The sequence below is a fragment of the Pseudomonas marvdashtae genome, from assembly GCF_014268655.2.
Lineage (GTDB): Bacteria > Pseudomonadota > Gammaproteobacteria > Pseudomonadales > Pseudomonadaceae > Aquipseudomonas > Aquipseudomonas marvdashtae.
On sequence record NZ_JABWQX020000001.1, the window covers coordinates 505,212 to 517,327 of the forward strand.

Consider the following 12,116-nt stretch of genomic DNA (forward strand, 5'->3'; position numbering starts at 1 on the left):
CTTACCGATGGTGAAGTGATGCTCTGATCATTCCCACGCTCTGCGTGGGAACGCCTCTACGGACGCTCCGCGTTCGGCCGCGAGAGGGACGCAGAGCGTCCCGGGCGGCATTCCCACGCGGAGCATGGGAACGATCACTGCCCGCCAAAACCGAACTTGCCGGCCCATTATCGATCAGTTCCTTACCGACCCTGCCCGAAGGAGCCTCGCGCTTTGTCTCGATTGAGTACTGCATTGCTGCTGGTCTTGTTGACGTTGACCGGTACCAGCGCCTACGGGACCGCCGCTGTCCCTGGCACCGCTGCGCCCAGTGAGGCTCCCGCCGAACCCGAGCCGCTGGTCCAGGGCGGCTTGCTCGGGGCAATCAGCTCGAGCATCGACGATGTCCAGGACAAACTCGATCTCAACCAGAGCCTGGTCGATGCCTGGCGCCTGCGTGCGGACCGGGCGGCGGACGAAGTGGATCGCCTGGTGGACCAGACCTCTCGTTCCACGTGGCGCGTGGCGGGGGATTTCCTCTTGCTCTCCGGCGTCTGGCTAGGGGCGTTTGCGCTGATCTGGGCCAGCGCGCGATTGCTGGTGCGGCGCCTGGGTCGCCGCCGCTGGTTGCGCACCCGCCAGCGTGTGCGAGACCTGCTCGGTTACCTGCTGCCCTACACCTTGCCTGCCGTGGCTTGCCTGCCGTTGACCCTTTACGTCAGCCATTTCCTGCAAGTTTCAGTCGGCCGGGCATTGGCGCTTTGCTTTGCCTACGCCACCAGTAGCGGCATCGTCTCGACATCGGTGCTGCTCTGCGTGATCGTCATGTTCAACGCCGGCCACAAACGGCGGGCGGTAGCGATGATTCGACGTTTCAGTCCGCGTCCGCTGTTCATGATCGGTTTTCTGGCTGCCCTCAGCGATGCCTTGACCAGCCCGCAGATCGCTCGGCAACTGGGCGGCAACATTACCAGTAGCGTCGCGGTATTTACCGGGCTGTCGGCCTCGATGATTTTCGGCTGGCTGGTGATTCACATGCGCCGACCGGTGGCCCACCTGATCCGCAACCGCCCGCTGGCCCAACGCCTGAAACAGCCGGCGCTGCAGGAATCGCTGCGGATTTTCTCCGGGCTCTGGTACTGGCCGATCCTGCTGATGGTGCTGGTCTCGGCGGTGAGCTTGATCGGGGTTGGCGAAGACAACCAGAAAGCCCTGCGTTGCGCCTTGTTCACCACCCTCCTGCTGATCGCGACGGTGTTCCTCAGTACCGTGTTCCAGCACATTTTCAAATCCCCCAAGGCCGAGGTCATCCAGCGCAACAGCGCTTACAAGGGGCGGCTGTTGAGCTTGCTCCACGCGTTGTTGCGCATCGTCATGGCGGTGGCATTCATAGAGATCCTTGGACGGATCTGGGGCATTTCCCTGTTCGAGTTCGCATCGCGCAATGCCCTTGGCCGGGCAATCAGCGATTCCTTGAGCCGCATCGGCCTGATCTTCCTGGTGACGTGGCTGATGTGGGTCGTGCTGGATACGGCGATCCAGGAAGCCCTGAAACCGCCGCTCAACAAGCGCGGTGCCCGCCAACCCAGCACACGGGTCAAGACCATCCTGCCGTTGTTGCGCAACGCCGCGAAAATCATCCTGGTGGTGATCTGCGCAATCACCACCATGGCCAACCTTGGCATCAACGTCGCGCCGTTGCTGGCCGGTGCCGGAGTGGTGGGGCTGGCGATCGGCTTTGGTTCGCAGCAACTGGTGCAGGACGTCATCACCGGACTGTTCATCATCATTGAAGACACGCTGTCCATCGGCGACTGGGTGGTGCTGAGCTCCGGCCATGCCGGCACCGTGGAGGGCCTGACCATCCGCACCCTGCGCCTGCGCGACGGCAAGGGCTTCGTGCATTCGGTGCCGTTCGGCCAGATCAAGGCCGTAACCAATCAGTCCCGGCAATTTGCCTTTGCGTTTTTCTCGGTACAGTTCACCTACGACACCGACGTGGACCGCGCCATTGAATTGATCCGCGAAGCCGGGGATTCAATCTCCGAAGACCCGTTCCTCAAATTCAACCTGCAAGGGCCGCTGGATGTGTTCGGGGTGGACAAGATGGACCTCAACGGCGTGGTACTGACGGCCCAGTTCCGCACCGTGTCGGGCGGACAATACGCGGTCAGCCGGGCGTTCAACCAACGACTGAAAAAGCTTGTGGATAACGACCCTGCGGTGCATTTCGCGCAGATTTATCCCCAGCAGGTGATGATGCCGAAGCGGTTGGTCGAGGAGCCGAAGTCGGGGGATGAGCTGCCTGATCAAGCTCAATCTTGATCGTTCCCACGCTCTGCGTGGGAATGCCTCTACGGACGCTCCTGTGCCCGGGCTAAAGGTGTTGAATCAGCTTGGTGCGAATCTCAGCCATCCCCTGGGCATCCAACTCCACCCAAAAATGCGGCTTGCCGGCAATCTGCGCTGCGACTGGCAACCCATCGCGGTACACCAGTCGATTATTCACTAGCGCCGGTACTTTCGCCCCCGGCAGCAAAGTGCCGGCGAGGTTCAGCGGATCAACGCCGCATACCGCGACCAGGCTGCCATCGGTGGGGCGGCGGCGTACTTCGCGCAGCAATGGGATGGCTTCGGGCAAGGCAAACTGTTCGCCGGCCAGCCCGCTGACGAAACGCCCGCCACGAATCTCGCCCCGTGCTTCCAGGCGATGAAAAGTGCGCAGTAGTTCGCGCCAGCTCGGCAACCAATCGGCTTCGCGCTCCAGCAGCCGCCAGAACACCACGCCGTAGCGGCGCAACAGGGTCATGGCGATGTGTTCCAGGGTCTCGGGCGGCGTCGGCGCGGGCCGGTTATCCGGCGCTGGGGTTGGTGAGCTGCGGCGCAACAAGGCCCAGCGCCCGGCGTCGTCCATGCCGCCGACAAACGCCCCACGCCCGCGCCGGCTGCTGCGGGCCTGGCGCTTGCTGGCCGGCGTGATCAAGGCTCGCAGCCCGGCGAAGCTGTCGGCATTCACCCGCCCGGCGCCCACCAGTTCCTGCAGGGCGATTTCCAGTTCGCTGCGCAGCAGGTGGGCTTCGTGCAGCAGCTCATCGAAAAACAGCGCGCCATGTTCGCTGAGGGCTTGATGGACTTTTTGCGTCTTGAGAGACAGTTCGCTGACTGGCGTCTGCTCGGTCAGGTTGCTCCACAGCGCGACCCTGGCGCGCGGCAGCAAGACAATCGGCGTGCTGCGCAAGGCGCTGGCGGCCAGCTTCTGGCGGGCACTGAGGCGCGTCCAGACGAACTTGCCGCTGCGACAGAGTTCGTCGAGCCAGCTCGGCGAATAATCCTTGATCCGTGCCGGGAGCAAGTCGCTGTCCCAGGCCGAGGCGGCGGCCGGATAGCCCTCGAACTGGCTGATAATCGACGGCAACACGGCGCTGCCCCGGCCTTGGGTCGACGGCGCCAAGTGCTGCCAGTCGAACAGGAAGCGCATGAAGTCCTGCAACATCACCGGCTCGATTTCCCGCCGCAGACGCTTGACGGTGTAACGGTGGATACGCGCCAACAGATGCCGCTCGCACCATTCTTCCTGGCCAGTGCCCGGCGTGAACCGCCCGCGCAACACGTACCCTTGTTGTTCCAGCTGGGCCAGGGCCTGGGTCGCTTGTGCCGTTGACAGCCCCAGTGGATAGGCAATCGCCGTCAAAGGCTGCGGGCCAAAGGCACTGAGCCGCGCACGGAGTATTTCCACTATGGCGTCGTCGGCGTCCCACTGTTCATCGAATCCTGGCAGCGGTGTCAGCGCTGGCTGCCATTGGGCCTGTGGATAAATCGCTTGCAGGCAGGTCAGCCGTTCCAGCGGCACCCACAGGCCACGCTCATCGCTGATCTGGAGATGACTGGCGCGACCCTGCTCGGCCAGGGTCCGCAACCCCTCCAGCCACGCCGGCTCGGCGCGGGCTTCGCTGTCGGCGATGCACGCCAGGCTCATGAGTGCTTCATGGATTTCATCGAGGTTGGTCGGCGTCGGCCAGGCCTCGTCCCGCACGGCCTGGATGGCATCGGCGTCGAGCGCGCCCAGGTCGTCGGTGGACTGCGGATCGCTCCAGCGACGGTTGATCACCGCTTGGGTGCGGCGCTCTTCCAGCGGTGCGTCGTCAAGAAAGGTGTAGGGGCGGGCGCTGAGAATTTCCGCCGCCAGGGGCGAGGGCGCTGGCAGGTCGCGGCTGACCAGGCGAACCTCGCCTGCTTCCATGCGCCGCAACAGGGCCAGCCAGCCTTCGCTGTCCATGGCTTCGTGCAGGCAATCGTCCAGGGTTTGTTCAACCAGCGGATGGTCGGGAATCTCGCGCTCGCCGGCGAGGTTTTCCAAGCAGGCGATCTGATCGGGAAAGACGCTGGCGATCAGGTCCTCGCTCTTCATGCGTTGGATCTGCGGCGCGACTTTGCGCCCGCCGGTATAGCGCGGCAAGGCCAGGGCCACGCCGGCGTTCCAGCGCCAACGAACGCCGAACAGCGGCGCATCCAGCACCGCTTGGACGAGAATCTGCTCGGCGCTGTGACTGTTGAGGTAGCGCCAGACCTCGTCCAGCTCGAAGCTGTGGCTGGTGGACAGCGAAAGCACGATGGCGTCCTCGCTGGCGGCGGCCTGCAGTTCGAAGTTGAAGGTGCGGCAGAAGCGCTTGCGCAGCGCCAGGCCCCATGCGCGGTTGATCCGGCTGCCGAACGGCGTGTGGATGATCAGTTGGGTGCCGCCGGACTCATCGAAGAAGCGCTCCATCAGCAGCGTTTCCTGGGACGGCAAGGCGCCGAAGGCCAGGCGCGCCGGGGCCAGGTAATCAATTAATTGTTCGGCGCTGGCGAGGTTCAGTTGCAAGGTGCCGGTCAGCCAGTCCAGGGCCGGTTGCAGGTTGCCCGGCGTGGCGCCGAGCAGCTGGTCCAGTTGGGCTTGCAGGCGGGCGACGGCCAGGGACAACTCGGCGCTGCGCCCCGGGGCCTCGCCGAGCCAGAATGGAATGGTCGGCGGCTGGCCCTGGGCGTCCTCGACCCGCACGCGGCCGGTCTCGACGCGGATGATGCGATAAGAGGTATTGCCCAACTGGAACACGTCGCCGGCGATGCTTTCGACCGCAAAGTCTTCGTTGACGCTGCCGATGTTCAGGCCCTGGGGTTCGAGCAGCACGCTGTAGTCGGCGTTGTCCGGAATCGTCCCGCCGCTGGTCACGGCCGTGAGCTTGCTGCCCCGACGGCCGCGCAAAGTCCGTGTCACGGCGTCCCGGTGCAGGTAAGCGCTGCGCACGCCCTGCCTGCCATTCAGGCCTTCAGCGAGCATTCGCAGCAGCGCCTGGTAATGATCTTCGTCGAGTTCGGCGTAAGGCGAGGCTCGGCGAAACATATCCAGCAGGGCCTGTTCGTGCCATTCCTGGCAACTGACCTCGGCGACGATCTGCTGGGCCAACACGTCCAGCGGCGCCTTGGGGATGTGCAGGATGTCGAGTTCGCCTCGGCGCACGCAATCGAGCAGGGCGGCGCATTCGATCAGGTCGTCGCGGGTGGTGGCGAACAGGCGACCCTTGGGCGTGCCGCCGACCTGGTGGCCGGAGCGGCCGACTCGTTGCAGGAACGCCGAGATCGAACGAGGCGAGGCGATCTGGCAAACGAGGTCGACATCGCCGATATCGATGCCCAGCTCCAGGGACGCGGTGGCGATCAAGATTTGCAGTTCGCCGCGCTTGAGACGCTGTTCGGCGTCGAGGCGAAATTCCTTGGCGAGACTGCCGTGGTGGGCGGCCACGGCGTCCTTGCCCAGGCGCTCGCTCAAATGACGGCTCAGGCGTTCGGCCAGGCGCCGGGTGTTGACGAACACCAGCGTCGTGCGGTGCTCGCGCGCCAGTTCGGCGAGGCGGTTGTAGACCAGTTCCCACACATCGTTGGCCATCACCGCCGAGAGCGGCACCGGCGGCACCTCGATGTCCAGGTCTCGCGGACGGGCGTGGCCGATGTCGACGATCTCACAGGTTCGGCCATGGCCCACGAGAAAGCGCGACACCGCCTCGATGGGTTTTTGCGTGGCGGACAGGCCGATGCGCACCAGCGGCTCGGCGCACAGCGCTTGCAACCGTTCCAGGCTCAAGGCCAGGTGGCTGCCGCGCTTGCTGGCGGCGATGGCGTGGATCTCATCGACGATCACCGTGCGGGTGCTGGCGAGCATTTGCCGGCCGGAATCGGAGCCGAGCAGCACGTAGAGTGATTCAGGCGTGGTCACGAGGATATGCGGCGCGGTCTTGCGCATTGCCGTGCGCTCTTTTTGCGGAGTGTCGCCAGTGCGCACGGCGGTGGTGATGGGCAAGGGCGGCAAGCCCATTTGCTGCAATTGCTCGGTGATACCAGCGAGGGGATTTTGCAGGTTGATCTGGATGTCGTTGCTCAAGGCCTTGAGCGGCGAGACGTAGACCACCAGCGTTTCGTCCGGTAGAGCGCCTTGCTCCAGGCCGCGATGCACCAAGTCATCGAGCACCGCCAGGAACGCCGTCAGGGTCTTGCCCGAGCCCGTGGGCGCCGCGACCAACACCGAGCGGCGCTGGCCGATCAACGGCCACGCCCGGGCCTGGGCGGCCGTGACCGCCGGGAATGTCTGATTGAACCAGGCGCGAACGGCAGGGTGAAAGCCTGCCATGGCGTGGTCGGCTGCAAGGGGCAGATTCATGGGGGCAGTTTAGGCGGGTGGGGTGGGGGAGGTGCAAGTACCGCTTGAGCCTCCCATTGACGGCCCCAAGGCCTGCACAAACCCGGCGATCTACACTTTACGGATGACGGTTGCGCACTAAACCCGCAAAATGCAACGATTCCGGCGACGCCCACGGGCGTTGTCGACCAAATTCTTGTGCCAACAGACTGGGCCTGCTGACTTTATGCGAATGCGCCTTATGTTACTGGGCGGCGGAAATGCCCTTGGGCAGGCGCTGATTCGCCTCGGTGCAGAAGAAGACATCGGTTTTCTTGCCCCCCGCCCACCCGAAGACGGCTGGGATGCCGCGAGCCTGACTCAATTGCTCGACGACACCCGGCCGGACGCCTTGATCAACCTGGCGTACTACTTCGACTGGTTCCAGGCCGAGGCTGTCAGCGAGCAGCGCCTGGCCAGCCAGGAGCGGGCGGTCGAGCGCCTGGCCGAACTGTGCCAGCATCACAATATCGTCTTGCTGCAACCGTCGAGCTACCGCGTGTTCGATGGCTCCCGCGCCACCGCCTACAGCGAAAAAGACGAGCCCGTGCCCCTGGGTTTGCGTGGCCAGGCATTGTGGCGCATCGAGCAAAGTGTGCGCGCCACTTGCCCGCAGCACGTGTTGCTGCGTTTCGGCTGGCTGTTGGATGACAGCCCCGACGGCATCCTCGGGCGTTTCCTGGCCCGGGCCGAGCAGCCCGAAGAATTGCTGCTGGCCGATGACCGGCGGGGCAATCCGACGCCAGTGGACGATGCCGCGCGGGTAATCATCTCGGTGCTCAAGCAACTCGACTGCGCGGCACCGCTGTGGGGCACCTATCACTACGCGGGCCACGAGGCGACCACGCCGCTGGCGCTGGGGCAGGCGATCCTCACCGAAGCCCGCGCCCTGCATCCTCTGGCCATCGAGTCGCCCACGCCCCAGGCCCATGCCGCAAGGCCGGACGCGGCGGAAGAACCGCAGCACGCGGTCCTGGCCTGCAAGAAAATTCTGCACACCTTCGGGATCAAGCCCCGCGCCTGGCGCGCGGCACTCCCGGGCTTACTGGATAGGTTTTATCGCCATGGCTGAAGGCCCTGTTTTAATCACCGGCGGCGCGGGTTTCATTGGTTCGCACCTGACCGACGCCTTACTCGCCAAGGGGCATTCGGTGCGCATCCTTGACGACTTGTCCACCGGCAAGCGCGGCAATCTGCCGCTGGACAACCCCGCGCTCGAATTGATCGAGGGCGATGTCGCCGATGCCGCGCTGGTCGCCCGGGCCATGCTCGGTTGCAGCGCCGTGGCGCACTTGGCGGCCGTGGCTTCGGTGCAAGCTTCGGTGGATGACCCGGTGCGCACGCACCAGAGCAATTTCATCGGCACCCTCAATGTTTGCGAGGCCATGCGCCAGGCCGGCGTGAAGCGTGTGTTGTTCGCCTCCAGTGCGGCGGTCTATGGCAACAACGGCGAAGGTCAGTCCATCGACGAGGACACGCCCAAGGCTCCGCTGACGCCCTATGCCTCGGACAAACTGGCCAGCGAGTTCTACCTCGATTTCTACCGTCGCCAGCATGACCTGGAGCCGGTGGTGTTCCGCTTCTTCAACATTTATGGTCCGCGCCAGGATCCGTCTTCGCCCTATTCCGGGGTGATCAGTATCTTCAGCGAACGGGCACAGAAAGGCTTGCCGATCAGCGTATTCGGCGATGGCGAGCAGACCCGCGATTTCGTCTATGTCGAAGACCTGGTGGACGTGCTGGTGCAGGCCATTGAAAAAACTGAAGTGGACGCAGGCGCGGTGAATGTCGGCTGGAACCAGGCCACCAATCTCAAGCAGATGCTCCAGGCCCTGGCCGAGGTCGTGGGTGACTTGCCGACGATCAGCTATGGCCCGGCGCGCTCCGGCGACATTCGTCATTCGCGGGCCGATAACCGTCGGTTGCTGGAGCGTTTCCAATTGCCAGCGCAGACGCCAATGAGCGTCGGGCTGGCGCGGTTGCTGGGGCGCTGAGTTTCCATCGGCCAAAAAAAAGGCGCCTTTCGAGGCGCCTTTTTTGTGCGTCATGCATCGCTATTGTGGCAAGTGAAACCTGTGGCGAGGGAGCTTAGAACTTGTAGCCCAAGCCCACCATGTAGACGAACGGGTCCACGTCGACGTCTACCTTGGCCCGGGTGCCGCCGGCCACGGCGTTGTTGTCGACATAGGCGGTGGTGTCGATGTCGATGTAGCGAACCTGGCCGTTGATCATGATGTTATCGGTCAGCATGTAGTCGGCGCCGACTTGCCACGCCATGCCCCAGCTGTTTTTCGCCCGGAAATTGCTGAAGCCGTTGGCGCTGGCTTCGCTGCCGACGTGTTCATCGTAGATCCAGGTGTAGTTGATGCCAGCGCCGACGTAAGGCTGGAAGGCCGACTTGGCGTCGAGCGGGTAGTAAACCACGCTCAGGGTTGGCGGCAGATGCTTGAGGGTGCCGAGCTTGTTATTGGCCGCGCCCAAGGCGGTGCCTTTGATTTTGACGTCGTGCTCGAATGGCGAGGCCGCCAGCAATTCGATACCCCAGTTGTTGGTGAGCATGTAGGCGAAGTTCAGGCCCAACTGAGTGTCGCTGCTCATGGTTGCCTTACCGCCCAGGTCAGTGCCGGCCAGCGGGCCACGGTCGACCTTGACGCTGGAGCTGTCGGCATCCGGATTGACGGTGATGGCGCCCGCGCGAACGATGATATCGCCGGCGGTATGGGCCTGGGCGAGCGGGGCAGCGAGCGCGAGGGCAACGAGGGAAGCGCTGAGCAAAGACTTGTTCATGAGGGCTCCAGAGGGCATCGAAAATTGATGTCCCATGGTACGAAGCCGTCTAGTCCGGTCTTTTGATTCAGCTCAATGAAAGTGTGATGAGCACGGATTCACTCCGGCAGCTCATACACATAGATTTTCTCGGCCTCCATCTGATATCCGGCATCGGCCAGTTCACTGCTGGACGGCTTGACCTGCATCGGCCCTTCGACCCAATACGGCTGGTACAACTCGTCGAGCTTGACCCCGACCTCGCTTTTCACATGCACGATCTGGTTCGACGGCGGTGGCGGCACGTGGATGCAGGCGCCGAAATACGGCACCAGCAGGAAGTCGGTGGTGCGGCCTTCCTCGCTGACTTCCAGCGGCACGATATAACCCGGCAAGCGAATCTGCTGGCCGTCCAGCGTCTTGACCACCGGGGCGTTGGGCAGGTCTTGCTTGGCCGCAGGCGCGGATTCGGCCGCCAGGGCATCGCTCATCTTCGACAGGTCGTGCAGGGGTGTCATGTTCGGCACTTCCGGCGGCGCGTCCGGTGGGATCATTTCCGACCAGGCCAAATCCCTCGGTTCGGCCGCCCACAGCGGCAGGGCGACCAGCAACAACAGCGCAAGCAGGGCGCGGGGCATTTTCAACGTCCTCATAAACGGATCGACAGGCCATCGGCCAGCGATTGGCGATAGGCGCGCCAGGCCGGCACGCTGCCCATCAGCAGGGCGGCGACCAGAATGCCAGCCAGCAGCGTCCATTCATACTCGCTCGGCCAACTCAATGGCAGGTACAAGCCATAGGCCGACTGCACGTAACCCTGGGCGGCGGCAATGCCAACGTAAAGCAGCGCCAGCCCGGCGACCACCCCGGCCAACGCCAGGGCAAAGGCTTCGAGCACCAGCAGGCTTGCGATGTGCCACGGCCGCGCGCCCACCGAGCGCAGGATCGCCATCTCCCGACGACGCTCGTTGAGGCTGGTGAGGATCGCCGTGAGCATGCCAATCAACCCGGTCAGCACGACGAACAACGAAATCACGAACAAGGCTTTTTCGGCCGTGCCCATCAGGCTCCAGAGTTCCTGGAGTGCCACGCCGGGCAGGATGGCCAGCAGCGGTTCGCCACGGAATTCATTGATCTCGCGCTGCAGGGCAAAGGTTGAAATCTTGCTGTTGAGGCCAAGCATGAACGCAGTGATCGCCTGGGGCGTGAGGTCCATGTTGCGGGCCTGGTCGGCGCTGATGCGCCCATTGCCCTGGGCCGGCACGCCGTTTTTCCAGTCAATGTGGATCGCCTCCATGCCGCCGAGGCTGATGTGCAGCGTGCGGTCCACTGGGGTGCCGGTGCGCTTGAGAATCCCGACCACGGTGAAGGGCTTGTCGTCATGCTTGACCAGGCTGATCGCCGCCACGCCATGGGCCAACACCAGTTTGTCGCCGAGCTTGTAGTGCAACGCTTCGGCCACTTCGGCGCCGAGCACGACTTCGAATGGATCGGTGGCGAACGCCCGGCCATCCGCCAGCGCCAGGTGTTGCTGGCGGCCGTACTGGTAGTGCTCGAAGTAGGCTTCGGTGGTGCCCATCACTCGGTAGCCGCGATGGGAGTCGCCGAGGGACATGGGGATCGCCCATTTTACTTTCGGGTTGTTGGCGAAGTGTTCGAAGCTGTCCCAGCGGATGTTGTTGGTGGCGTTGCCGATGCGAAACACCGAGTACAACAGCAGGTTCACCGAGCCTGAGCGAGCGCCGACGATCAGGTCGGTGCCACTGATGGTGCTGGCGAAACTGGCCCGCGCCTCGGTGCGCACCCGCTCCACCGCCAGCAGCAGGCACACCGAAAGGGCGATGGCGAACGCGGTCAGGATCGCGGTGAAGCGGCGGTTAGCCAGGCTGGCCATGGCTAGACGGAACAAGTACATCTCAGACCTCGAGTGGCGTGGCGGCGCGATTGAGATCGGCCAGCGACAGATTGCGGTCGAACAGCGGCGCCAGGCTCTGGTCATGGCTGACGAACAACAGGCTTGACCCGGCTTCGCGGCATTCGGCGAAGAGCAACCGCAGGAAATTTTCCCGGGCATCGTAGTCAAGCGCTGACGTCGGTTCGTCGGCGATCACCAGTTCCGGTTGGCCGATCAAGGCGCGGGCGGCGGCGACCCGTTGTTGCTGGCCGATGGACAGGGAATCGGCGCGGCGCTCCAGCAGGCTCGAGTCGGACAGCCCAAGGTGGGCCAGCAGCGTGGCGGCGGCCTGGTCGACACTGCCGTGGCGCTGGATGGCACGTTGCGCACGCAGCTTGGAAAAGTGGCAAGGCAACTCGACGTTCTCGCGCACCGAGAGAAACGGCAGCAGGTTGAACTGCTGGAAAATGTAGCCGGTGTGATCCACGCGAAAGCGGTCGCGACTGCCGGCGCCCAGTTCGGTGAGTTCCTGGCCGAGCAGGCGGATACTGCCGCGATCCGGCGTCTGCACGCCGCCCAGCAGGCCCAGCAGCGTCGTTTTCCCGCTGCCGCTGGGACCTTTCAGGAACAAGGTTTCGCCGGCTTCCAGGCGAAACGCCGGAATATCCAGCAACAGCGGATGCCCGGGCCAGCTGAAGCCCAGGTCGGACAGTTGGATGAGTGCTTGGGTCATGTTTGCCGCTTCAACAAATAATGGAGCCCTGTGGA

8 protein-coding genes are annotated in these 12,116 nt (G+C 63.9%); 3 read left to right on the top strand and 5 right to left on the bottom strand.

Features of this window, described 5'->3' with window-relative positions:
- The first annotated feature begins 213 nt into the window (after positions 1-213).
- Positions 214-2,304, top strand: a complete 2,091-nt coding sequence (locus tag HU742_RS02440) for a mechanosensitive ion channel family protein (RefSeq protein ID WP_186645000.1) — start codon at positions 214-216, stop codon at positions 2,302-2,304.
- A gap of 52 nt (positions 2,305-2,356) precedes the next feature.
- Here the strand turns inward: HU742_RS02440 and HU742_RS02445 are convergent, their stop codons facing one another.
- Positions 2,357-6,670 carry a DEAD/DEAH box helicase gene (locus HU742_RS02445; RefSeq protein ID WP_186645002.1) on the bottom strand — a complete coding sequence of 1,438 codons (4,314 nt, stop codon included), beginning with the start codon at positions 6,668-6,670 and terminating at the stop codon, positions 2,357-2,359.
- Positions 6,671-6,875: 205 nt separating this feature from the next.
- On the opposite strand from HU742_RS02445, the gene HU742_RS02450 reads away from it, so the two are divergent.
- Together HU742_RS02450 and HU742_RS02455 are read left to right on the top strand one after the other, a co-directional pair.
- Complete coding sequence (locus tag HU742_RS02450) at positions 6,876-7,760, top strand: sugar nucleotide-binding protein (RefSeq protein ID WP_186641043.1); 885 nt, start codon at positions 6,876-6,878, stop codon at positions 7,758-7,760.
- Positions 7,753-8,682, top strand: coding sequence for an NAD-dependent epimerase/dehydratase family protein (locus HU742_RS02455; protein WP_186645004.1), 930 nt, complete (start codon positions 7,753-7,755; stop codon positions 8,680-8,682). The genes HU742_RS02450 and HU742_RS02455 overlap by 8 nt, the downstream gene beginning before the upstream one ends.
- A gap of 94 nt (positions 8,683-8,776) precedes the next feature.
- On the opposite strand, the gene HU742_RS02460 is transcribed toward HU742_RS02455, so the two are convergent.
- The 4 genes from HU742_RS02460 to HU742_RS02475 form a co-directional block, all read right to left on the bottom strand.
- Positions 8,777-9,475 (bottom strand): OmpW/AlkL family protein, encoded by a 699-nt coding sequence (locus tag HU742_RS02460; protein WP_186645005.1) that lies wholly within the window; start codon positions 9,473-9,475, stop codon positions 8,777-8,779.
- Between the two features lie 98 nt (positions 9,476-9,573).
- On the bottom strand, positions 9,574-10,092 hold the full coding sequence (locus HU742_RS02465; RefSeq protein WP_186645006.1) for a DUF3299 domain-containing protein: 519 nt from the start codon (positions 10,090-10,092) through the stop codon (positions 9,574-9,576).
- A gap of 11 nt (positions 10,093-10,103) precedes the next feature.
- Positions 10,104-11,369, bottom strand: coding sequence for an ABC transporter permease (locus HU742_RS02470; protein WP_186641051.1), 1,266 nt, complete (start codon positions 11,367-11,369; stop codon positions 10,104-10,106).
- A gap of 1 nt (position 11,370) precedes the next feature.
- Positions 11,371-12,081: an ABC transporter ATP-binding protein gene (locus HU742_RS02475; RefSeq protein ID WP_186641052.1), complete on the bottom strand. Its 711-nt coding sequence runs from the start codon at positions 12,079-12,081 to the stop codon at positions 11,371-11,373.
- Between the last annotated feature and the right edge of the window lie 35 nt (positions 12,082-12,116).